At 64.1% G+C, this 23,767-nt stretch carries 19 protein-coding genes and 1 other RNA gene; 10 read left to right on the top strand and 10 right to left on the bottom strand.

What is annotated here, in order from left to right:
* Positions 1-11: 11 nt before the first annotated feature.
* Both cysK and FHR94_RS02450 read right to left on the bottom strand, forming a co-directional pair.
* On the bottom strand, positions 12-983 hold the full coding sequence (gene cysK / locus FHR94_RS02455; protein WP_183324030.1) for a cysteine synthase A: 972 nt from the start codon (positions 981-983) through the stop codon (positions 12-14).
* Positions 984-994: 11 nt separating this feature from the next.
* Positions 995-1,717: a tellurite resistance TerB family protein gene (locus FHR94_RS02450; protein ID WP_183324029.1), complete on the bottom strand. Its 723-nt coding sequence runs from the start codon at positions 1,715-1,717 to the stop codon at positions 995-997.
* Between the two features lie 268 nt (positions 1,718-1,985).
* Between FHR94_RS02450 and FHR94_RS02445 the strand changes: the two genes are divergently transcribed.
* Positions 1,986-2,738 carry a Spy/CpxP family protein refolding chaperone gene (locus FHR94_RS02445; protein WP_183324028.1) on the top strand — a complete coding sequence of 251 codons (753 nt, stop codon included), beginning with the start codon at positions 1,986-1,988 and terminating at the stop codon, positions 2,736-2,738.
* A gap of 607 nt (positions 2,739-3,345) precedes the next feature.
* Here FHR94_RS02445 and FHR94_RS02440 read toward each other — a convergent pair.
* The 3 genes from FHR94_RS02440 to ffs form a co-directional block, all read right to left on the bottom strand.
* Positions 3,346-4,653, bottom strand: a complete 1,308-nt coding sequence (locus FHR94_RS02440; RefSeq protein ID WP_183324027.1) for an ATP-grasp domain-containing protein — start codon at positions 4,651-4,653, stop codon at positions 3,346-3,348.
* A 262-nt stretch (positions 4,654-4,915) separates the two neighbouring features.
* Positions 4,916-6,898, bottom strand: coding sequence for a hypothetical protein (locus FHR94_RS02435; RefSeq protein ID WP_183324026.1), 1,983 nt, complete (start codon positions 6,896-6,898; stop codon positions 4,916-4,918).
* Positions 6,899-6,988: 90 nt separating this feature from the next.
* Positions 6,989-7,085, bottom strand: an RNA gene (ffs, locus tag FHR94_RS02430) — signal recognition particle sRNA small type.
* A 287-nt stretch (positions 7,086-7,372) separates the two neighbouring features.
* Here ffs and FHR94_RS02425 point away from each other — a divergent pair.
* Together FHR94_RS02425 and FHR94_RS02420 are read left to right on the top strand one after the other, a co-directional pair.
* On the top strand, positions 7,373-9,394 hold the full coding sequence (locus FHR94_RS02425; protein ID WP_183324025.1) for a hypothetical protein: 2,022 nt from the start codon (positions 7,373-7,375) through the stop codon (positions 9,392-9,394).
* Positions 9,395-9,398: 4 nt separating this feature from the next.
* A complete protein-coding gene (locus FHR94_RS02420) occupies positions 9,399-10,163 on the top strand; it encodes a TlyA family RNA methyltransferase (protein WP_183324024.1) in 765 nt (254 codons plus the stop codon).
* Positions 10,164-10,195: 32 nt separating this feature from the next.
* Here the strand turns inward: FHR94_RS02420 and mscK are convergent, their stop codons facing one another.
* Entirely contained in the window at positions 10,196-13,594 is a 3,399-nt protein-coding gene (gene mscK, locus FHR94_RS02415; RefSeq protein ID WP_246389794.1) for a mechanosensitive channel MscK, read from the bottom strand.
* Between the two features lie 204 nt (positions 13,595-13,798).
* Between mscK and FHR94_RS02410 the strand changes: the two genes are divergently transcribed.
* From FHR94_RS02410 to FHR94_RS02385, 6 genes are all read left to right on the top strand, one after another.
* Entirely contained in the window at positions 13,799-14,827 is a 1,029-nt protein-coding gene (locus FHR94_RS02410; RefSeq protein ID WP_183324023.1) for a phospholipase A, read from the top strand.
* Between the two features lie 107 nt (positions 14,828-14,934).
* Positions 14,935-15,288: an ElaB/YgaM/YqjD family protein gene (locus tag FHR94_RS02405; protein WP_183324206.1), complete on the top strand. Its 354-nt coding sequence runs from the start codon at positions 14,935-14,937 to the stop codon at positions 15,286-15,288.
* Complete coding sequence (locus FHR94_RS02400; RefSeq protein ID WP_183324022.1) at positions 15,288-15,683, top strand: phage holin family protein; 396 nt, start codon at positions 15,288-15,290, stop codon at positions 15,681-15,683. Before FHR94_RS02405 ends, FHR94_RS02400 begins: the two co-directional genes overlap by 1 nt.
* Positions 15,670-15,948 (top strand): YqjK family protein, encoded by a 279-nt coding sequence (locus tag FHR94_RS02395; RefSeq protein ID WP_183324021.1) that lies wholly within the window; start codon positions 15,670-15,672, stop codon positions 15,946-15,948. The genes FHR94_RS02400 and FHR94_RS02395 overlap by 14 nt, the downstream gene beginning before the upstream one ends.
* A 44-nt stretch (positions 15,949-15,992) precedes the next feature.
* On the top strand, positions 15,993-17,408 hold the full coding sequence (locus FHR94_RS02390; protein WP_183324020.1) for an amidase: 1,416 nt from the start codon (positions 15,993-15,995) through the stop codon (positions 17,406-17,408).
* Between the two features lie 50 nt (positions 17,409-17,458).
* Complete coding sequence (locus FHR94_RS02385) at positions 17,459-18,193, top strand: ParA family protein (protein ID WP_183324019.1); 735 nt, start codon at positions 17,459-17,461, stop codon at positions 18,191-18,193.
* 14 nt (positions 18,194-18,207) lie between these two features.
* Here FHR94_RS02385 and FHR94_RS02380 read toward each other — a convergent pair whose 3' ends face one another.
* The gene (locus FHR94_RS02380; RefSeq protein WP_183324018.1) at positions 18,208-19,389 is read right to left on the bottom strand and encodes a BaiN/RdsA family NAD(P)/FAD-dependent oxidoreductase; all 1,182 of its coding nucleotides are present in this window, start codon (positions 19,387-19,389) and stop codon (positions 18,208-18,210) included.
* A gap of 561 nt (positions 19,390-19,950) precedes the next feature.
* Between FHR94_RS02380 and FHR94_RS02375 the strand changes: the two genes are divergently transcribed.
* Entirely contained in the window at positions 19,951-20,862 is a 912-nt protein-coding gene (locus FHR94_RS02375) for a helix-turn-helix transcriptional regulator (protein ID WP_183324017.1), read from the top strand.
* 152 nt (positions 20,863-21,014) lie between these two features.
* On the opposite strand, the gene FHR94_RS02370 is transcribed toward FHR94_RS02375, so the two are convergent.
* The 3 genes from FHR94_RS02370 to FHR94_RS02360 form a co-directional block, all read right to left on the bottom strand.
* A complete protein-coding gene (locus tag FHR94_RS02370; RefSeq protein WP_246389793.1) occupies positions 21,015-22,235 on the bottom strand; it encodes a TadG family pilus assembly protein in 1,221 nt (406 codons plus the stop codon).
* A gap of 71 nt (positions 22,236-22,306) precedes the next feature.
* A complete protein-coding gene (locus tag FHR94_RS02365; protein WP_183324015.1) occupies positions 22,307-22,759 on the bottom strand; it encodes a TadE/TadG family type IV pilus assembly protein in 453 nt (150 codons plus the stop codon).
* Positions 22,760-22,774: 15 nt separating this feature from the next.
* Positions 22,775-23,719: a tetratricopeptide repeat protein gene (locus FHR94_RS02360; RefSeq protein ID WP_246389792.1), complete on the bottom strand. Its 945-nt coding sequence runs from the start codon at positions 23,717-23,719 to the stop codon at positions 22,775-22,777.
* Positions 23,720-23,767 lie beyond the last annotated feature (48 nt).

The raw sequence follows: 23,767 nt of genomic DNA, 5'->3' as shown, positions 1-23,767 counted from the left end.
GACCGAGACCATCACGGCACGGTTTCCTGCTCTCCGAAGCGGCCCTCGAAGAGCGTCGAGCTGAGATAGCGCTCGGCGCTGTCAGGCAGCACCACCACGATATTCTTGCCCTGGTACTCCGGCAACCGGGCGATACGCACCGCGGCCACCACGGCCGCGCCGCAGGAGATGCCGCAGAGGATGCCTTCCTCAAGCATCAGGCGGTGGGCCATGGCCATGGCATCCTCGTTGGACACGGTCTCGACCCGGTCCACCAGCGACATGTCCAGGTTGGCCGGCACGAACCCGGCCCCGATGCCCTGGATCTTGTGGGGCGCCGGCGTCGGCGCCTGGCCATCGCGCGTCTGGGTGATCACCGGTGAGTCGGTGGGTTCTACCGCCACGCTGGTGATCGCCTTGCCCTGGGTCTGCTTGATATACCGGCAGACGCCGGTCAGGGTCCCGCCGGTCCCCACGCCGGCCACGAAGAGATCGACCTCGCCATCGGTGTCCTCCCAGATCTCCGGGCCGGTCGTGGTCTCATGGATGGCCGGATTGGACGGGTTTTCGAACTGCTGGGGCAGGAAGTACTGGTCCGGCGCTTCCGCCACGATCTCCTTGGCGCGGGCGATGGCCCCGGCCATGCCCTTGGCCGGCTCGGTGAGGACCAGCGCCGCCCCCAGAGCCTTAAGCACCTTGCGCCGCTCCAGGCTCATCGAGGCGGGCATGGTCAGCACCAGTGGGTAGCCCCGGGCCGCGGCCACGAAGGCCAGCGCGATGCCGGTGTTGCCGCTGGTGGGCTCGATGATGGTCATGCCTGGCTTGAGGGTGCCGCGCTCCTCGGCGTCCCAGATCATCGCCGCCCCGATGCGACACTTCACCGAATAGGCGGGGTTGCGACCCTCGATCTTGGCCCAGATCGTCGCCCCCTCGTTGACTCGGTTGAGCCGCACCAGGGGAGTGCGGCCGATCGAACGTGAATTGTCTTCATAGATACGTGCCATGACGGTCTCCTTTATCCCTCGGCTTCCACGGCCTGGCGTTCCAACTCCGCCTTGAGCGCAGCCTCGAGCCCCAGGGCATCGGCCAACTGGTCGAGCCAGGCGCGCTCCATGGGGTTCTGGTCATCGATCACCGCCACGCTGACCAGATACATCTCCCGAGCCGCCTGGGGCGAGTCGGCCTGGCGGGCCAGGGCCTCGGCGTCCAGCGGCGCCTGCAGCTGGCGCTCCACCCAGTCGTGGAGTTCGGCATCGGCCCCCAGGGCATCGATCTGCTCGGTGATCAGGGCGCGTTCCTGATCGTCGATGTGACCGTCGGCCCGCGCCGCCATGATGACCGCCTGCAACAGCTCCAGGCTCCGCTCCTCCTGGGACTGGCCCGCAAGCCGCTCCATGGGCCGGCCTTCCCGGGCCTCATCGGCGGACTGGCCGTCGCGCGCATTCTGCCAGGCCTTCCAGGCCAGCATGCCGACGCCGGCGATGGCGCCGTACTTGAGGGCCTTGCCACCGAGCTTGCGGCCCCGCTTGGAGCCGACCAGCATTCCCAGGGCACCGCCACCCAACAAGCTCTTCATGTCGACACCGCTCTCCTGGCCCTTGCGGCCGGAAGAGGTCGAACCACCGCCCAGGCTCGAGGAGACACTGCCCATCAACTTCTGGACATCCAGCCCTCCGCCCTGGCGGCCGCCGCCCGCGGCTTGTTTCATCAACTGCTCGAAAATGCTCCTGGCGTTCATGTCGCCCTCCTCGTGACGCGTCCTCTATCCCGGGCCCAGCCCCGGCCTTGTCGCCAAGGGCTTCTGATAGGGAGCATACCTGCATATGGCATCGGCGACCTGCATGATGTTGCGACAGTAGCCAGCCCTTGACGCTCATCAAACCGTATCCCACCAGGCTGAACTATGCTGAGGATCGCTGCCCGCGCATCCCCTGCACCGGCAGCCCTGTCATCACCTGACGACCATCACCGCCACACGCTTCCCTATGCCAGAGAGGAGTTGGATCATGAGCACTCGCCGACAGACGCTTGCCCTGGGCCTAGCGCTCACCCTCGGGATCGCCGGCACCGGGATCGCCCATGCCCACGGCATGATGGGGCCGGGCCATGGCCAGATGGGCCCCGGCATGATGGGGCCTGGCATGATGGGACCGGGTTACGGCCAGATGGGCCCCGGCATGATGGGGCCGGGCTACGGCCAGATGGGCCCCGGCATGATGGGGCCGGGCTACGGCCAGATGGGCCCCGGCATGATGGGGCCGGGTTACGGCCAGATGGGCCCCGGCATGATGGGACCGGGTTACGGCCAGATGGGCCCCGGCATGATGGGACCGGGTTACGGCCAGATGGGCCCCGGCATGATGGGGCCGGGTTACGGCCAGATGGGCCCCGGCATGATGGGGCCGGGCTACGGCCAGATGGGCCCCGGTGCAATGGGAGGTGGTGCCGGTAGTGGACTCTGGCAACTGCTGGATGACGAGCAGCGCAGTACCATGCAGGAACTGCGTCAGCAATACCATGCCGTCCAGCAAGGCCGCATGGAGGAAGTGCATAAGCTGCGCGAGGAGCTGACACAGCTTATGCAGCAAGAACGTCCCGACCCCAAGGAAGTGCAGCGTATCCACACGCGACTGGCCGAACTTCAAGGTACGATGATGGCCGACAGGGTTCGCCTGCATAACGCCATGCAGGAGTTGCTGACCGATGAACAGCGCAAGCGGCTCCGTCAGGGCATGCCTGGCGCTCCCAGTCCGCAATGATCACCGACGGCCCAGCTGTGTTGCCCAATCGTTTAGAGCTCATTTCCAAACCCCCAGCAATGGTGGGCACCGGGGGCAAGACGAAGCGAGGGTCCTTTGCCATGGATGGCAAAGGTAGCGCCCAGGGAGGGGTTTACAGCGCCCTCGTGATGGTCCGACACTTCGGGTCTTGTCGACGGAAAAGCCTTATGCCCAATGGGTTGTGAAAGAAGTTCTTAGGCGAGGAGCCTGTACTGGCAGATCGGAAGATCTGCTGCCACCTTTGCCTGGAGCAACGCAGGGCGGCACTCCGTCAACGCTGACCCAACGATCCTATCCAAGTGCTTGGACAAGAGAAAAAACGCCGTGAATCCACGGCAGCAATTCCCTTGGAAATCGCCGAGGTAGGTCAAGGAAAACCAGGGGGATGGATCCGGAAGGGAAGCGGCTCCGACAGCCGCATCTAGCACACGTCTTTGCCGCTACCGTTGCTCCCCCTCCGGGCCTGGCGGGGGTTGCTGTCCAGGACGGCAGTTCATACTTCATACATAGGCAGGGCTCAAGCCCTGCCAGCAGTCAACATTTAACCTGGATGCAACCTAGGATAGAGACGGTATGAACCGAATCACTAGACATAGAAGTCCAGCTCCTCCTGGGCCTTGAGCAGATCCCGCATCCTGATTGGATCGTCACCAAAGAAGAACACAAGGCCCCAGTGCGTACCGAAGGCCGAACGATCCGGAACCGTCTCCTCGACTGGCGCGACCAGCTCGTGATAGTCGAAATACGGGTGCTCAATGGTTTCCTTGGGCATCTCCAGTTTGCTGACGACACGGCGTCTCGGGTATACGCCAAAGCAACCGGCATAGCCCTTCGCATCGACCACTTCACGGGGGAAGAACTCATCGACTTCCTTCTTGGTGCTCTTGGGATCGAAAACCAGCATCGATGCCTGATAGGCACTGAATCCGTAGGCGCGCTCGATGAGCTCAAAGGCCTTGAACCCGGGTGGACGATAGGCGACCTCGCCGAAATACATCTCGCCGTCTGCCGTCACGAAGTACTCGGGATGAATCAGGCCGAACTGGATATCGAACGTCTTGATCAACTTCTCGATCTGCTTGGTAATGGCATCGCGCCAGCTCTCGAGTTCCTTGGTGGCGGGAACGAATACCGAATAGCCCAATGTCACGTATTCGGAAATATTCAAGAACTTTATCTTGCCATTGTGGATCCAGGCCTCGACGGCAAACTCCCAGCCGTCCAGGTGACTTTCCATCAACAATGGATACTCTTCATCCGGTATATTTTCGATCTCTTCCATCTTGCGGATCATGCGATGACCGAGGCAGCCGGCCTTGTCGAATGCCTTGACGTGAATCGGGTCATCGGGGTCGCCGTCAAGCTTGAGCAGCGTCTGGTTGACGCGCTTCATGAAGCGAACGACGTCTTCCTTCTCGTGTGCCTCCTCGAAGATCCCCACGCGAATGCCACCCAGCTGGGCGCGGCGCTTCATCAGCGCCTTGTCGCGAAACAGGATGGATTGCCCGTACATGCGAGGGCTGTCCATCAGCACGGAGTTGATCGCGCCTGACCATTCGACGGTTTCCTCGAACAGGGGGATGGCGACATCGACGCCCTCTTCTTTAAGTCTTTCGGCGATCTCCATGGATCGATCGTTCAGACGTATGAAATCCCAGGCAATGAAGGGAATCTTGTTTGCCTTGCAGAAATCCGTCGCCCATTCGGGCGCAACGACCACGTAGCGACGGTCAAACTTCTGCGCCGCCTTGACGGCATTGAGGCTCCAGCCAAGCAGGGCGATATAGCCTTTTTTTGGATCCTTGGGAGCTTCCGTTCCGCGAACCGAGTCCAGTGTCTGATCGACCCAGGCTGCAAGCTCCGAAGACAAGGGAGTTTCTGATGTTATCGACATTCGATGTGCTCCTTACGGTCTGTGCGGAAAATTGGCACTCAGGTCGGGGCGTATTCGATGGACTGAACCGCCAGACATCGTCGTTTCAGATGGCTCCCATGGCCCAGCGCAAGCAATACACAACGCCACGTGAAAGCTCACGAAGGGCCGATACGCTCAACCGACATGACCCAGCCACTCAAACCAATATAGCTTACCTACCAAAGAATGGAAAACGACAGCCCCGGAGCCGCTGGCTTCCAAACAACCGAGAAGATCTTGGCTATCGCCCCATCGCCCAGCTCTCTTGAGCCAGGCGCATGGCTCTGTATACCTCATCGGCAGGGACCTCGGCCGGGTCGCCCTTCTCGAGAGGATCATAGTGGAAGACGTAAAGCCGCGCGGCGAACTCGGCAACGGGCAGTGAAGCCTCCCCGTAAAGCTCGCCATGGCCTTGGGTCGAGGTGACGATTCCTTGTCCCCAGTCTTGCCCACTGTCGTTATTGGGATTGAAGAAATACACGCGCATGTCCCGGCTCGGATCAAGGGCAAGGCGTTGGATCGTGATCGCATGCCAGCCGAGGAAGCGTGTGGCGCTGTCGGTCACGGCGATACCTGCAGGTTGCGGATTGATGACCGGGAGGTTGCCATTGTAGAAAGGATGGTAGGCCGCATAGAAGTCACGGATGAAGCCCTCGAAATCCTTCAGCCCGCCCGTGAAAACATCGACGGCGATACGAAACCCATGACCGACCTGATCCCCATGGAACTCAGCATTGACCCACTTGTGCGGATCTTCTCCGCGCCCGGCGCTGCGGCGCCCCATCTCGAAGTAGATGCGATCGAGATGGGGGACGGTCAGCAGCGAGACGGCGTCCACATCCACGGGCGGCTCGCTTGCCAGACCGGCCCCGAGCTCCCGTGAGGAAATGTTATCGCCTTCGAAACGCATGATGACCTCGTCGTCGCGTGCCGCCCAGGCCACGTTACGAAGCAGTACATCTGGCGCATTGTAGGCCCACATTGACAAGGCACGTGTCGATTGACAGGTGGGATAATTGCCCTGTCCCACACCCAGCGGACGGCCGAGCACGTTGAGGACGTCGGCAAGCAAAAAACATTCCGGAGAGTGTCGGGTGCCGAAGACCTCAACGATCTTCTGTGCGGCGGCGTCGCACAGGGTCAATCTCACCTGGCGCCATAGTGACGGCGCGACTGGCGGTGAGTAAAGGATGCCCCGCTCGAGCATCATGGCGAGACCATAGGTAGCCTGGCTGGTTTCGGCAAACAGGGCTTCATCGATCAGCTTGTGAATCAATGCCGGGTAACAGTGAAAGGCGTCTGCGCCTGTGTAGCTGAGACCCAGGGCGGTCGGGATCAAGGCGTTCCAGCGGGTGCGCAGGTAACGTATGAAGCCTGGCATATAAGGCGATACCAGACCGGTGTTGTGCATGGCCTGTGCGAAGGCGATGGCTTCCTGCAGCAGCGTCGCGTCGTCCATGGCCGCAATCCGCTCGGCGTAGACATCCAACCCGGGGTCTTCACGGCAGCCCTGCGTGGGGCTGAACACGGCATCGATGAGTTGCGACGCATCCTCCCCGACCTCGCCTACCACCGCATCTGGCTTGTGCAGACAGGCGGCGATCTGGGTCACCATGTGCTTGACGCCATCGACCTGCACCGGGCGTTGCGCCAGAACTCGCCACACCTCGGCCACCAGATGCTCGAGAAGATTTTCGTAGCCCAGGTGCTCAAGCAGGTAGTGATAAAGATTCTGTACGGCGTATCCCAGCCCGTCCGGTCGCAGACGGTCGCCCTCCTGCAGGTCGCTGACCACGAGATCGAGATTCATGGCCATCACCTGAGCAAGGAAGTGATGAGCGTGCTCCGCAGAGACCGAGGGATGCAGATAATCGCCCCTGGCGACAGCCAGCAGGCGAATCTGGCTCAGGCTCTCAACCACGGTGGCTACCGGGTCGCCATAGCGCACTGTACGGAAGGCCAAGGAAGGCACCAGCGTCTGGGGATGATCCCAGTCGCTGCCACGGAAGAAACCGGCAGCTTCGAGTGCCGGAACGCGTGCGTAGAGCACGTCTAGCCCCTTGGCATCGAACATCAAGTCCCGAGCCGGATCGAGAACCTCGAAAACGGGCGAGACCCCCCCATTCGCATTGGCAGCGGCAAGCCCTTCGATGGCGGCGTCGAGCCGTTCTACCAACTCGCCTGGCGCGCTGTCATCATGGGGGTCGGGATCGTATATGCTCATTCATTCACTTTCCATCCTATCCCGAAACATGTCAATCTCGCGCCGACAGACCATGGAACAGTACGAATGGAACAGTACGAATGGAGGCGGCCCCGACAGCCACATCCCGGCACACGCATCCACCACTACCGTTGCTCCCTTCCGGGCCTGGCGGGGTTTGCGGTTTAGCGTTGCGGGAGGACCGACGGGGCCACCATAAAAGATGCCTGCCATTGTTCGGCATCACATCAAAACTCGATGCTGCATCAGGCACTTGTCGAGTGACACGCACTATAACAGCCGCCGGGGTCGGCGACAAGCAGGGCAATCGCACATAGGGACTGATTCTCATTTGAAGCCAAGCAAGTGAGCTCGGTACGCGTCAGATATCGCCGCGATGCCCTAATCAAGGTCTCCGTGATCTGCTGAAGCACCAGGAAGAGCTCGACTTCCATGTATAATCTCTGAGCATACCTCCAGGTGAAGGGAGTCCTCGTGACGACTGACAATCGCGCATTCCCCCCCGGGGATGACAAGCTCGACGGCCTGCTGGCCAAGCTCGATGATGACGTGCGCCTGCTTTCGCAGGCGCCGACCTTTTTCAAGCCCGGCGCGTTACCCAAGGTGCTGGAAACCGCACGCCAGGTACTGCTTCAGCCTGACGGCGCTGCCGCTCTGGAAGCCCGTGCCCAGGCAATGGAGCAAGCCGGGGTCTTCCAGGGCTCCGACTGGGCGACGCCCCAGTACCTGGTCCCCTCGTTGACGACCCATGCCCTGAAGAGCGCCGACCCCAACTCGGTCGTGATCGAGGCCCTCAGCGAGCTGCGGCTGTTGGCCGTGGCCAAGGGAGACTACCTGCATCCTCAGGTCTCGCAGGAGCAGGCTCATCACTATCTGACCCAGGTGATGGCCATCAACCTGTGGCTGCTCTTCGGGGCACCCACCGAGGCCGAACGCGAGACCCAGGGCCGCTTGGCGCAGCTGCCGAGGAACCTGTTTCGACACCTCGCCGAGCGTATCGGCTATGAACATATCATCGACAAGCTGATCGAGGAGATCTGGCGCATCCTCGAGCAGCGCCCGATCCAGACGGATCCGGTCAAACAGATGATCACCCAGATCGCTATCTGCCAGACCAACCCCGAGATCGACCTGGGGATCAGCGGCCAGGGGGCCGATCGGCTGGTCAGCTCGCTGTTCGGCACCACCCGGGCCTGCCGCGAGGACCCGGGGCTCGAGGTCTACCGGGACCGACTGTCGAGCATGGATACCGCCGCCCTGCAGGGTGAGGCCACGGGTTTCGCCCGGGCCATGCACGATACGGGGCTGGTCTCGGCCTACCACCCGGTGCTGCTGCGCCACCTGCTGGACCACAGCGACCACCTGCTGGCCGAGGCCCTGGGTCTCTCCTCGACCGGGCGCGACTGCCTGATGTGCTATCGCGAGCTGGTCCACGCCCTGATCCGTGGCGGGGTTTACCCCGCCACGGCTCAGGCGGCCTACGGACTGGCGCTGACGCTCGAGCGCGGCATCCTCTACCAGCCCCCGGTGGCACCGGCGCTCTGGCGCCAGCTGAGCCTGACCCTCTCCCAGTGGTCCCAGGCACGCCTCAACCTGGCCTTCGGCGAGAGCATCTCGCCCCGGGCACGCTTGCTGGAAGGGGTACTGTGCATGCTTGGCCTGCCACTGGGCGTGGGACAGGGCAACAACCCCACCTGCCAGTCGGCCCGGGCGCTCTCCATGTGGGCCTACAACGATCCGGACTATCTGCTGCAGATGGTGACGTGGGCCGCGCGGGATGACGAGATCATCATGCACTTCGAGGGCATGCCCCTGTCCTCCATGGCGAGCCTCTCCGGCGTGGCCCAGACCCTGCCCATGGACCTCGATCCGGTCTCGCTGATCGTGGTGCCGCATCTGGACCGCATCTATGCCGAGATGGGGCGACGCTGCGCCGGTCGCGAGGGTGACCCTCATCGCTGGGTCAACCCGGAATTCCATGGCTGGTGGGCCGGACGCGGCTTTCGCATCAACGTCGACGTGACCACCGGCCACCTCCATGACGTGGACGACTTCCTGCGTCACTTCTATGCCAGCTACCACCCCTTCTACAACGGCAATCAGCCGCTGATCCATCCCCAACCCGCCGGTATCGCCGTCACCGACAGCGCGGCCCGCTTCATCGGCTGGCATGCGATCACGTTGTTGCGGGTCAACCTCGACCCCAATGACGTGATGCGGGTCTACTTCTTCAACCCCAACAACGACAGCGGCCAGGACTGGGGGGACGGCATCAAGGTCAGCACGGCCGATCACGGTGAGCGTTTCGGCGAATCTTCGCTGCCCTTCGAACAGCTCGCCTCGCGGCTATATATCTTCCACTACGATCCGCTGGAGCGCGGGGAACTTGCCGAGATCACCCAGGAGGAACTCGACCGGGTGATCGGCTATATCCATCGCAGCTGGGGAGCCGACCGCATCCCACCGACCGGCCTGCAGGCCGACGAGGGTCCCTGAGTCCATGCCGCGCCTCGACCAACTGCTCGTCACCCAAGGACTCGCCCGCTCGCGCACCCGGGCCCAGCGGCTAATCCATCACGGCCGGGTACGACGCAGCGACGATGGCCGGGCGCTGACCCGCCCCGGGGAAAAGCTCGCCGAGGATACTCCGCTGGCGGTGGAGGAAGACCCGGAAGAGCGCTACGTCTCCCGGGCCGGTCTCAAGCTCGAGGCCCTGCTCGAGACCCGGGACCTGTCGCTCGACGGCCGGGTGCTACTGGATGTCGGTCAGTCCACCGGTGGCTTCACCGACTGCGCGCTGCGCTTTGGTGCCCGCCACGTGATAGGGGTGGAGGTGGGGCACGACCAGCTCGATCCTCTGCTGCGTGATGACCCCAGGGTCACCTGCCTGGAAGGCCTCAATGCCCGCGCCATGGCCAAGGCCCCGCGCCTGCGGGAGGCCCTGGCTGCCCAAGGTGCCCCCGGGCCTGACGTGGCGGTGATGGACGTCTCGTTCATTTCCCAGACCCTGATCCTGCCCGAGCTGGCGGCGCTACTGCCGCCGGAAGGCGAATTGCTCAGCCTGGTCAAGCCCCAGTTCGAGGTCGGCCCGCAAGGCGTCAATGCCCGCGGCCTGGTCAGCGACCCCGCCCGCTACGCCGAGGTAGAAGCGCATATCCGCGCCTGCTGTGAGTGCTGTGGGTTCGAGGTACTGCACTGGCAGACCAGCCCCCTGCTCGGCGGCGACGGCAACCGGGAGTTCCTGCTCCACGCCCGGCGCCGCTGAACCCAGTCGTGCCGAACCCGGTCGAACGCGCCTCAGCGTCCAGGCTCTCCCCCATCGCCCGTATCGAGATCGCCGGGGTCTCCCGGTGGCGAGTGGAGGGGTGGCTCCGCCCCCGCACGTGCCGGAGTCGAGACATGGGCGCGGGCACCATCGGCGCGATGCAGTCGCACATCGAGCTGATTGAAGGCGATTTCGACGCCGTGGGCGGCGAACAGCTCCCCGACCCGCCCGTTGATCTCGTCGGTGGCGAAGAGCCGGTCTACGAGGCCATTGACGAAGATACGCAGCTCGAAGTCCAGCGTACTGCTGCCGTAGGCCATGAAGAACACCTGGGGCTCGGGGTCGGCCAGCACTCGCGGATTCTCCTCGGCCGCCTGGTGCAGCAGACGATGCACCAGGTGGTGGTCCGAGCCGTAGGCCACACCGTAGGTGAGCACCACCCGGGTCACGGTATCCGACAACGACCAGTTGATCAGCTGGTCGGTGACGAAGGTCTTGTTGGGGATGATGATCTCCTTGCGATCGAAGTCGGTCACGGTGGTGGCCCGAATGCGGATACGGTTCACCGTGCCGGTCAGGTTGCCCAGGGTGATGGTGTCACCGATGCGCACCGGCCGCTCGAAGAGGATGATCAGACCCGAGACGAAGTTGGCGAAGATCTCCTGCAGCCCGAAGCCGAGCCCCACCCCCAGGGCGGCGACCAGCCACTGCAGCTTGTTCCATGACACCCCCAGGGTGGCCAGGGCCGCCACCACGCCGGACCCGACGATGACATAGGAGAGCAGCGAGGTGATGGCGTAGGCACTGCCCTGTTTCAGCTCCAGGCGCGAAAGCACCATCACCTCCAGCAGGCCCGGCAGGTTGCGGGCCATGAATAGGGTCAGGACGACGATCAGCAGGGCGGTGAACAGATCAGCCACCGAGACCATGCTGCCGACCAGCGCGTTCTCCTGGCCGGAAGGCGAATCGACCAGGGCCACCCGCTCGAGATAGCCCAGCACCGCGAGCAGGTCCGACCACACCAGGTAGAGCAGCAGGAAAAGGCCCCCCATCAGCACCAGCTTGGAGAGCCGCAGCGACTGCTGATTGACCTGCTCCATGTCCAGCGGCGGCTCCTCGATCACCTCGGGCCCCGCCTCCGCTTCCTCCTGCTGCTGGGCACGTCGGCGCGCCAGGGCGCGACGATAGGCCAGGCGACGTGCCGCCACGGCCAGGCCACGCACCACCGTCGCCTCCACCAGGATCCACAGCCCCAGCAGGTAGAGGGTGATCACGAAGCGGCCCACCAGGCTCAGCGCCGTGTACTCGAAGCCATAGACGATCAAGCCTGCCAGCACCAGCGGCACCATCGCCAGGACCAGCCCCAGCATCAGCCGGAACAGTCTGATCCCGAAGAAGGGAGTGTGCGCCAGGATGAGCCGGACGAGGACCAGGCTCAGCGACAACAACCCGGCCAGCAGGATGGCCAGGGCCAGTGGCCGCTGGCTGAGCGTGATGGCCGTCCCGCGGGCCAGCGGCGCGATCAACAGCACCGGAATCAGCGCCACACCGAGCCACAGCAGCCACCAGCGCAGCCGTGCGACATAGGCCGAGGGCCAGTAGAAGTGACGGGTAGCGACGCCATCGGGCACCAGCAGGCGTCGCGCCCAGGCGATGACGCCCCAGGTCAGGGCCAGATGGAGCAGCGCCTGGCCCACATCGATGGCCAGGCCAGTGCCGCCTGCCCGCAGCGCGATCCCGACGGCCAGCAAGGCGAGCGGTCCAGGAAGCCCCAGCAGGGCGTTGATCGCCACGGCCAGGGGGGTGTGGCCCTGGGTATCCTGTCGCAGGCGGCCGATCTCGTCATGCAGTCGCGTCAGGTAGCGCTTGAGGCGCCGTCGACACCCCAGCAGCCCCAGGGCCATCAACAGTACCGGTCCCCCCAGCAGTGCTCCGGCATCCGGCAGGCGCCAATGCACGGGCAGTGCCTGACGCCACTCCCCTTCCTGCCACTCCACGACCAGGTTTTCCGGCAGATGCCGAAGCCACGCCAGGTCCAGCGGCCGCGCGTTGGCGACCCAGAATAGCTGCTCGTCGATGGTGGAACGCAGCTCACGGGCCAGGTCCAGCAACTGCTGCTGGTTGAGCTGCAGCTCGATGCCGGCGCTGAGCAGCTCGCCGTAGGTCTCCTCCAGTCGCTCGACCAGCCCGCGACGAGCCTGGTAGATCTCCTGCAGCGTCTCGATCACCGCGGGTGTCGTCACGGCATCGGCTTCCTCTAGGCGCTGCCGCGCCAGGGCCTCGCCGTCGCGCAGCGCCTCGCGGCGGCGCCACAGCTCGAACTGCTTGAGGCGCAGGTCGGCAATCTCGTCCTGGAGGTCGCGCCTGGCCTCCACCTGGGGCAACGACTGGCGCTGCTCACGCAGGATCCGAGAGAGCAGGGTGCTGCCGCGTACCGCCTCGATCTGCTCGTTGAGGCTGCGCTGCAACTGGTGGACCCGGTCGAGCTGGCGACGCACGTCGCGTCCTTCCCGCTCCAGATCGGTGGCACGATTGGTGGCCCGCAGCAGCTCGAGGCTCATCTCGCGGTTGATCTGGCGGGCCTGACTGACCACCGGATGCCCGCTGTCCTGCTGAGGCGTTTCTCTTGTGACCTCGGCGACGGCCTGTTCCGACTGGGTCCGACGCTTATGATCGATCACCCTCTGGAGCAGGCTGAGCCGTGCCTCCTGACGGGCGATCCGGCGCTCGAGCAGGTCGTGATGCTGCTGATCCAGCTCACGCAATCGCGTATTGGTGGCGAGCTCGCGTCGGTGCAGGCGGATCTTCGCCTCGGCCAGCCGCTTCTCGACCTCGAGCCGAAGGCGTTGCGGCGCGTCTTCCGCCAGTCCTTGACTCTCCAGCTCCTCCAGGCGACGACGATGCGCCTCGGCGGCCTGCATCGCCTCGCCGATGGCCTGCTGGGCGCGCTCGGGCAGGGTCTGGGCCCCGAGCAGCCGGGTCTCGACCCGGGCCAGCCTGTCCTGCAGCCGCGACAGCTCGTCACTGGCCTCTCGCTGTCGATGTTCGAGTTCCTCCAGGGAGAGCCCTTCCAGCGTCTCGACATCGATTCCGGTACCCTGCTGCTGTTCCTTATCCAGGTTACGCTCCAGCCGCTCGACCTCCTCGGGTACCTGCGCGACACGGGCCTCCAGCGCGTCCAGCTGCTCCTCCACCGCCTGCAGCCTATCGAGTCCATCCAGGGTGGCCTGGAGAGCCTCGATGTCCTGCTGCGCGGCGGTACCGGGTGTCTCGCCCGCTGCCGCGCGGCGCTCCTCCAGCCGGGTTTCGATGGATTCCCGGGTGGACAGCGCCGAGATCGCCTCCTCGCGCAATGCGGGCACCTGAGCCGAGGCCACCCCGACGATGAGAAGCCAACCGATCAGGCCCAGCACCGGGAGGTAACTCAGCAAATAACGAGGAACTCGAGGGCGGCCTGGGCGATGGAGAACACTCACATGATGGTCTCGGTTATGATGGTCAGCGGCGATTGTCGGTCCGCCTCGGGGCCAAGGCAATGCCCCTTATCTCCACGGTGCCACGGTTGACTTGTCACCGCGGCATGCTAGAAACGGCCTTTTCACCCCTACCCCTTTCCCTCCACACGGTGCGCGATCATGAAGCCCTTCCCACTTCCTCTGTTGGCCGGCTGCCTGCTGATGGCGGCTCCACTGGCGGCAGACGCACTGAGCGAGACAGAGCGCGAGGCCATCGAGTCACGCATCCAGGTCCTGCAGGCGGAACTGGGCGAGCTCAAGCGCCAACTGGCCGCCGACGAAGATAGCGAGCGCCAGGCCACGGGGCTCTCCATGGATGACGACGGCCAGGAGCTGGAGGATGGCGTGGCGGAACGTCGCCAGCTGGAACGCGAATCCCAGCGCAATCCTTTCGCCATCACCACCCATCGCCGCAACTACTGGCTTCCGATCAGCTACAACGCCAGCCCCAACAACCAGGCGTTCCGCGACATCAGCGACGGCTCGCTGGACCGGGCCGAGATGAAGTTCCAGTTCAGTGCCAAGTTCAACCTGGTCGAGGACCTGCTGGGCGACTTCGGCGGCGACCTCTATTTCGCCTACACCCAGCGCAGCTGGTGGCAGGCCTACAATGCCGATGCCTCTTCCCCCTTCCGCGAGACCAACTACGAACCGGAGGCCTTCCTCGACTTCGACACCGATTGGTCGCTGTTCGGCTGGACCAACATCAACAATCGTCTGGGCTTCAACCACCAGTCCAATGGCCGCTCCGATCCCCTGTCACGCAGCTGGAATCGCCTGATCCTGGAGTCCATCTTCGTCAAGGACGACTGGGCCGTTGTCCTGGCTCCCCACTGGCGTATCCCGGAGTCCGAGGACGAGGACGACAATCCCGATATCCACAACTACCTGGGCTACGGCGATATCACCGTGGCCCGACAGATCAACGGCGACAACGAGCTGAGCCTGCTGATGCGCGGCAACCCCGAAGAAGGCCACCTCGGCGCTCAGCTCGACTACTCCTGGCCCATCTTCGGCACCGTCCGCGGCCATGTGCAGTATTATCACGGCTATGGCGAGAGCCTGATCGACTACGACCAGAACAGCCAACGCCTGAGCCTGGGCTTCAGCCTCAACCCCCTGTTTTCCCCGGGCACCCTCGAACATTGACGACGGTACCCAGGACCATGACGTATCGGTAGGGGGATGGATTGAAGTCACTCGGGCGGCTGCTATGCTGATCCTGTCATTCACCGTCAGAGGAAGACCCGATGGCCATGCACCCCATCCCGGGCAATGAATCCGGCCCGCGTTCCCGCACCAGTGAGTCCACGCAGCAGCTCAGGGAGGACCTGCATAATCTGACCCAGACCATCGAGGAGCTGGTCAGTGCCACCGCCGATGACTCGCGCAGCAACATCAAGGAGCTGCGCCAACGCGCCGAACAGCGCCTGCGCGACACCCGCGCCCGGCTCGAGGCCCGCGGTGAACGCTTCTACGGTGATGCCCGCGAGACCGTGACCCAACAGGCCGATGCCTGCGATCGCTATGTCCATGATCACCCCTGGACCAGCATCGGCATCGGCGCCGGCGTCGGGGTAGTGATCGGCATGCTGATCGGGCGTCGCTGATGTCGGCGAGCCAGGGACCGGCTCAGCGGCTGTTCAGTGCCGGCAAGCGGCTTCTCCACAGCCTGCTGGCCACCGGCGAGACGCGATTGCGTCTCGCCGTGCTGGAGCTCGAGGAGGAGCGTGCGCGGTTGGTGGGGCTGCTACTGCTGGCAGGCCTGAGCCTGGTGCTGCTGTTGCTGGGGATCGGCACGCTCACCACGCTGGTGATCGTCGCCTTCTGGGAGACCCACCGCCTCACCGCCATCGGCGCAAGCGCCCTGGTGCTGTTGGGCAGCGGCCTGCTGCTCGCCCTGCGGGTGATGCACCTGGCTCGGCGACGCACCCTGCTGGTCAGCACCCTGAAGCACTTGGCCACCGACCGCGAACTGGTGGAGACCCGCCGTGACTCGCCGTGACCGTCAGCGCCACAAGGCCGAACTCGAGCACCTCATCGAGCAACAGCGCGTGGACCTGCTAGTGGCGGCCGACCAGTGGCAGATGGCCGGGGGGGCCATCGACGCGGGCTGGCACAAGCTGATGCGTTACAAGGTCCCCTTGCTGACCGCCGGTGGGGTGCTGCTCTACCGCGGCGTGAGGCGCCCGCGCAATATTCGCCAGCTGGTACAGCACCTGAGCACGGTGGCCGTGGCCTACAAGGCGGTCAAGCGCCTGCTTGACTGACGAGCCCCCACCAGCCGCCTCGAAGGAGTGCCCATGGAGGCATGATGAGCGATACGGATCTCGGTCTCATGGATGCCGGCCAGCTGGCCGAACTCTACCGTTCTGGCAAGGCCTCCCCCCTGGAAGCCACCCGGGCCGCCCTGGCACGCATCGAGCGCTTCGATGGCGCGGTCAATGCCTTCACCTATGTGGATGCCGAAGGCGCCGAGCAGGCCGCCAAGGCCTCGGCGCGACGCTGGGGACAGGGCCAGCCACTGAGCGAGCTCGATGGCGTGCCCGTGACCCTCAAGGACCTGACCGAGGTGGCCGGCATGCCGGCCCGGCAAGGATCGCTGACCACCTCCGACGCCCCCTGCGAGCAGGATGCGCCGCCGGCGGCGCGTCTGCGCGAGGCCGGCGCGGTCCTGCTGGGCAAGACCAACACCTCCGAATTCGGCTGGAAAGCCGTCACCGACAACCGACTCCATGGTGCCACCTGCAATCCCTGGAACACCCGCCTCACCCCCGGGGGCTCCTCCGGAGGGGCGGCGGTGGCCGCGGCGCTCAACATGGGCGTGCTGCATCAAGGCGGGGACTCGGGCGGCTCCATCCGTATTCCGGCCGCCTTCACCGGCACCTTCGGCTTCAAGCCCACCTTCGGCTGGACACCCCAATGGCCACCGGCCAAGGAGCCGACCCTGTCACACATCGGCCCGCTCACGCGCCATGTGAAAGATGCCGTGCGCATGCTCAACGCCATCGGCCGCTACGACTATCGCGACCCCTACGCCATTCGCGGCCAGCCCGACGACTGGGGCGTCGAGTTGGACGGTGGCCTGAAAGGACTGAAGATCGCCTACTCGCCGGATCTCGGCTATGCCGAGGTCGACCCGCAGGTCGCCCTGCGGGTGCGTGAGGCCGCCGAGAAGCTCGAGGCCCTGGGGGCCGAGGTGACCGAGATCCATCCCGGCTTCGAATCGCCCATCGATACCTTCCTCACGCTATGGTTCACCGTCTCGCTGGAGCTCTGGTTACAGTGCAACGAGACCCAGCGCCAGCAGCTCGACCCGGGACTCGTCGACAACGCCAAGCGTGCCGAGGCATTCTCCGCCGTGGAGTATTTCCGTGCCTTGGCCAGCCGCGCTCGCCTCACCGAACAGCTGGAGCACTTCAACCAGCGCTATCACCTGTTGATGACCCCCTCGGTGGCGATCTCTCCCTTCGAGATCAACCATCAGGTGCCACCGGGCAGCGGCATGCGGGACTGGGAGGAATGGGCGCCCTTCTCCTACCCCTTCAACCTGAGCCAGCAACCCGCGGCCTCGGTACCCTGTGGTTTCACCGACACGGGACTGCCGGTCGGCTTCCAACTCGCCGGAGGCAAGCATGATGACGTGCGCATCCTGCGCGCCTGCCATGCCTTCATGGAAGCGCACCCGCCGCGTTTTCCCGCCATTCCTACCCCCTCCCGGGAAGGCTGAACGGCAACCGGCATCAACGACTCGATGACATCGTCACGAAAGGGGGCTCGATGCGCATGCTGGCGCTCTACAGCATCAAGGGGGGCGTCGGCAAGACCGCCTCGGCCGTCAACCTGGCGGCGGAGGCGGCAGGGGCCGGTCAGCGTGTGCTGCTCTGGGACCTGGACCCGCAGGCGGCTACCAGCTTCTATCTTAAGGCCAAGCCGCGCATCCGCGGTGGCGTGGAGAAGCTGGTCAAGGGCAAGTCCTCGTTCGACAAGGTGATCCGTGCCACCGACGTCGACCACCTCGACCTGCTGCCCGCCGCCCTGGCATCGAGGGAGATGGATCAGCTGCTGGCCAAGCGCGGCAACAGCCACCTGCGCAAGATCCTCAAGCCGGTGCGCGATGACTACGATCTGGTGATCCTCGACTGCCCGCCGAGCCTTTCGCACCTGTCCGAGAGCATCTTCTCCAGCGTCGATGCCCTGCTGGTGCCGGTGGTCCCCACGGTGCTGTCACTGCGCACCCTCCAGCAGTTGCAGGTCTTCCTCGACGACCACGACATCGCCTGCCTCCTCTGGCCATTCATCACCCTCGCCGATCGGCGGCGGGTACTGCATCGAGAGGTGATGGCGAACATGCATGAGCAGTGGCCACTGATGCTTTCCACCGTGATCCCCTCGGCGAGCGTCGTCGAACGGATGGGGCTCGAGCGAGCCCCCCTGCCCTGCTTCGCCCCTCGCACCGCCGCCGCCCGTGCCTATGCGGCCCTGTGGCAGGAGCTGGCTCAGCGCCTGCGTTGAGGCGAAAGAATACGCTAGAGCGCCAGGCCGCAGGCCACGCCGGAGGCCCAGGCCCACTGGAAATTGTGGCCACCGAGCTCGCCGGTCACGTCCAGCACCTCGCCGATGAAGCGCAGCTGCGGCAGGCCCTGGACCTCGAAGGTCTTCGATGACAGGGCCCGGGTATCGATCCCGCCCAGGGTCACCTCGGCGGTCCGCCAGCCCTCGGTACCGGCCGGCTTGATCCGCCAGTCGTGGAGTCGTGCGGCCCAGGTCTCGAGATCGGCATTGGAGCGCTCGGCCAGCACCCCGTCACCGCCGTGCCACTCGACCAGCGCCTGCGCCAGGCGCCGAGGCAGCCGCTCGCCGAGCCAGGAGGAAAGACGCCGCTTCGGGGTCTCACCACGGGCGGCGGCCAAGGCCGCGACACTATCGGTCGCCGGCAGCAGATCGATGGCCAGGCTGTCGCCGGGCTGCCAGTGGCTGGAGATCTGCAGCATGGCAGGCCCGGAGAGCCCGCGATGGGTGAACAGCATCGGTTCGCGATAGTGGCCGTTGCGACAGCGCACGGCGACTTCGGTGCTGACCCCCGCCAGCGCCTCGGCACGGGCTTTCCACTGCGAAGTCAGCGTGAAGGGCACCAGCGCCGCCCGCGTCGCGGTGACCTCGAGGCCGAACTGGCGGGCGATATCGTAACCGAAGCCGCTCGCGCCCAGGGTAGGAATGGACAACCCGCCGGTGGCCACCACCACGGCGCCGGTATCGAGGATGCCCAGGGAAGTGGTCAAGCGCATGCCCTCCCCCACCCTTTCGATGGCCTCGACCCGGGTCTTGAGGTGCAGCTCCACGCCGGCCCAGTCACACTCGGTCAGCAGTACCCGCAGGATCTCCTTCGACGAGTCGGCGCAGAACAACTGCCCCGGGGCCTTCTCCACGTACTCGACGCCGTGACGCTCGACCAGCTCGACGAAGTGCTCGGGGCGATAGCGCTTGAGCGCCGAGATGCAGAAGGCGGGGTTGCGGGAGAAGAAATGCGCCGGAGTGGACGCCAGGTGGGTGAAATTGCAACGGCCTCCACCCGACATCAGGATCTTCTTGCCGGCCTTGCTGGCATGGTCGAGCACCAGCACCCGCTTGCCGGCGTAGCCGGCGGTCAACGCGCACATCAGGCCCGCGGCACCGGCGCCGATCACTACCAGGTCAGGGTTGGACTGCATGTCACCTCGCCGTCGGTCGTTGTCTTGGCGTCGAAGGCGCGCATTCTAGCAGACCCCTAGTAGCGGGGGGATGGCCTGGCCAGTGGTTCCTGTCGGGGCACCTACCAATGGGCGATTCGACGACCTCGGGTCGCCTTTCATCTCATGCTCGCGTCTGCTTTGAAAAGCGTGGCGGCTCAGGGGAAGGTATCAGCCATCTTTTCATGCTCAGTGCTTTGCAAACGCCTGCATTGCGGCTAAGCTTGTCGAAGCATATATGTAATTTTATGTAAGTAATGTAACTATATATAAAAGAACAGTGCTTTATGTATCTTTGTGCGCCTAAACCACTGTTATTGTAACAGGAAAAGTGCCAAGAACAGTACAAAGGTATGATATCTGCATTAGAAAAAACCAAAAATTTATCATGAAATTCATACTATATTGGATGGCACACTCTCAGACGTCCTGCACATACAGACAATGCGACATCCATCGAGCGATATAAACAAAAGATATCTAAATAAAAATTTACTGATATTAGAATCGTAATACCGGCCGGGACACCAGGGGGACATGGTGATGCAGGTACAGGATTATGTACTGATCGTGCTGAGGAACCTTCAGGAGAGCCTCGATAGCGACTATGTCGAGGTGCTGAAGCGACAGGGCTATCCTGTCGAATTCGTGCAGCCGGGAGAGGACCCGATTCCCAGGATGCAGCATCGGCCCCCGGTGGTCTGCTGCCTGCATTTCGACTACCCGGACTGGCAGGGCCTGACCGATCTGCGCCGCATCAAGCAGGAGGTGACCTCGGTGCCGCTGCTGATGATCACCCAGGCCCATTCGGAGCGCCTGGCCGTCTGGGCCTTCCGCGCCCGCGTGTGGGACTACTTCGTGCAGCCGGTGGACACCTCGAGGCTGCTGGAGGTCATCGCCAGCCTGCGCAGCGTGCGGATTCCCGGGGCCGGCGCACCGGCCCCCCGCCGGATGCCGGCGATCGACAATGCCATGCCACCCGAGGCGCGCCTGCGCTGTCAGCGCAGCGGGGGCCAGCAACCTCTTCTCGACCGGGCCCTGGCGTATATCGACCAGAACCTGCACCGCAAGATCGCCCAGGCCGAGGTCGCCGAACTGTGCGAACTCAATACCTTCCAGTTCAGCCGGCTGTTCAAGAAGCTGACCGGCGTGACCTTCCAGGAGTATCTCCAGCATCGCCGCATCGCCGAGGCCATGCGCCTGCTGGCCAACCCCAAGGCCTCTGTGACCGACGTGTGCTTCACCGTGGGCTTCCGCGACCTCTCGTATTTCACCCGAATCTTCCAGCGCTACGTGGGGCTCCCCCCCTCCCGCTACCGCCTGAGCCTCGACAAGCCGCGGGAGACGCCCCTCTTCCGGCATGACGAGCCCTTCGACTTCGTGCCCCCTTCGACGCCGAAGGTTGATACGGCAGCGTTGATGCGGCCGCTGTGGGCCGCGGGTCCCGAACGCTGAGCGGCTGACCGCTCCTTTCACTTGTTCCTTTCACTGTCCGACACAACGTCAATCCGAGACGACTTCGCCATCCGTCATGCCATCCGCACGAGGCAAGCCGCCGCCCTATCGAGGGCGGCGGCCTGTTCTGGACATCTGCCGGGCAGGGTCCTTCAATCCACCAGCACCGGAATCTGTGCCAGGATGCCGAAGTTCTCGCCGCCGGTGTTGCCCTTGGGCTCATGGTAGGAACAACTGGGCAGGAAGTAGATGCTCTTCTGCCGCCAACCATCATTGGCGTAGGTAGCCAGACCCAGGTTCGGACCACTGATGTTCATCGTGTTGACGAAGTCGTCCCAGCGCGTCACACCGTCGGGATCATTATTGGTCCATGTTCCCGGGGAGACACCATCGCTGTCATCGGGTGGCAGCTCCATCTGCCGCGGTGCGTCATCGTTGATCTTGTTGTCCTTGTCGACGACCCAGACAACATTGAGATTCACTGCTCCCACCAGCGGGTTACTGGGCGCGATACCACCGGTACAGTCCACCACCGGTAGTGTCATGTTCCAAAGGGTTTGCTTGCCGGTTTCCGCTTCCCACCGATCATAGAATGCCTTGAAGGCCGACTGTACCTGACCGTTGTTGGTGGAGATATCCTCGCCGAAGCGCATTTCATTGGGATTTCCATCACCATTGACAAGATCGCGCAATTCATCTGCATTACTGGCACCGTTCTGGTCATGTTCGAAGTTGGTCCAGCCACCGGTCTGATCGCCTTCGGGGATAAAACGCCCCACATCGCAGGCATACTCATCGCCATCCAAGAGGGCCTGCCGGCACATGGCGATGGGCTGGTCGACATCCTCCGGGCGTAATTTACCCGCAAAGCCGATATAGGCGACGGCACGCGCCGAGGCCTCATAGCCGTCGAACCCCAGGACCCGACCGAAGAAGGCCTCCACCGGTGTCTGATCCCGAGCGGTCACCACCTCCACCGCATTGATGAAGTTGGGGTCGAGGTCCAGTTCCTGGGTGGTCTTGCCGGCCAGATCCACAGGGTCCACCGAGGGGTTGTAGGTAAAGGTGCGATCGGTGAAGCTCCAGTGGCCACGCCGGACGCGCACCACTTCGACGGTTTCATTCTGGCTGTCGTTGGACTGGGCCGCTTCCGTTGCCCAGGCATCGGCACTCTTGTAATTGACACCGTCATAGGGCTGAGTGCCGTCATTGACCTGTGACCCATCTTCCACATACAGGAAGCGAGCCCCGGCCAAGGCGCCGGCATCGGCGGCGTTGTGAAGTTCGTTGCGCGCCACATAGAGGTTGCCACCATCCACCGCCAGGGCGGTAAAGGCCAGCAGCATGAACAGTGCCACCGCCATCAGCACCATGGTCACCCCGCGCTGGCGTCGCGGCACTACAGGAGGATGACAAGCCCAGTAACGAGTCCGTGTCTTCATGATCATTCCGCCCTCATCACGGTAGTGGCCGAGAGGTCGATGAAATCGCCCAGACCGGCGACGAAGCCCGGTAGCAACAGGAACTGATAAGCATAATCGACCGTCACGGTGACACTGCTGCCGGGTGACATGCTGGCATCGGAACGCGATATGCTGACCTCCATACCGTCCGGCGGCTCCCCTCCCAGGGAAATCAGATACTGCTCCGCATAGTCGCGGACCGCCTGCTCGATGGCGGCGTCCTCAGCCCCACCTACGGTAGTGTCACGAGGGGCTGGCCGGAACAGGATCCCGGTTCTTGCCCCCTCGCGGCTGGCGTTGGTCAGGGTCGCCTTGTCGAACAGGGCGACGCTGAACTCGATGATGCCGAACAGCAGCAAAAACAGCAGGGTCGCCGAGATGGCGAACTCCACCGTCTCGGAGCCTTCCTGATGGCGACGCGATCCGATCTTCATGGTCGACCTCCCTTGTCACTCGTCATTCACGGCGCTGGGGAAACGGCGCCGCATGCTGTGCAGGTTGCGGGCGTTCTCGCTGGCGGTGGCGTAATAGGTCGGCGAGAGATGCATGGCCTGCTCGAAGAAGCTCAACGCCTCGTCGTAGCGACCGTCGAGCATGGCGATATAGCCCACGTCGTTGTAGGCCTCGGCCCGCTCGCCGTCACGTCCCACCGCCTCGACCGCGTACTCGTAATCGCCCTGGCGGGCATGCACCAGCCCCAGGTTGCGCCAGGCCAGCTCGTAGTTGGGATTACTGCTCAGCGCCTCGCGCAGGGCCTGGCGGGCACTGGCCAGGTCGCCGTTCAGATAGCGTGAATAGCCCAGGTTGTTGAGCACCAGCGGCGAGCCGGGATTCTTTGCCAGCGCCTGCTGGTAGTACTGCTGGGCCTGCGGATAGTCTCCCTCCAGGTCGGCGAGGATGCCCATGGCGTTGTAGGTCCGCCACGGCGCCTTGCCACTCGCCAGGATCGGACGCAGCTGCTCCTCGGCCTGGGCGTACTGGCGGCGATGCAGCAGCACCTCGCCGAGCCGGGTACCGGCGGCGATATGCTTCGGGTCGACACGCAGGGCCCAACGATAGGCCAGGTCGGCGAGGCGGTAGTTGCCGCGGTCATGATGGATGGCACCGATCCGGAACAGGGCATCCGGCCGCGGCCTGTCGTCCAGCTTGAGCCCCCGGATGTACTCGAACAGGGCCCGATCCAGGTCGCCGGCCGACGCCGCGGCATCGCCGTTGCGATAGGCCTCCTCGGGCGTGGCGACGGGAAAGGCCGTGCCGTAGGCGGTGGTGGATCCACCATCGTAGAGGGCGCTGTAGGCCTCGTTCCCGCCTTGGGGAGTCGAGGCACACCCGGTCATGAACAGGCCAAGCCCCAGGGCGGCAGCGATAGCGGAAAGGCGAACCTTGTTGATCATGTCTTGTACTCCTTGTTCGACGTCGCGAGCTCGAAGTCGCGAGTCATC

Origin of the sequence: Halomonas cerina (assembly GCF_014192215.1) — a bacterium.
Lineage (GTDB): Bacteria > Pseudomonadota > Gammaproteobacteria > Pseudomonadales > Halomonadaceae > Halomonas > Halomonas cerina.
The sequence above is the reverse complement of the archived record's forward strand: the minus strand, read 5'-3'. Positions and strand labels throughout refer to the sequence as shown.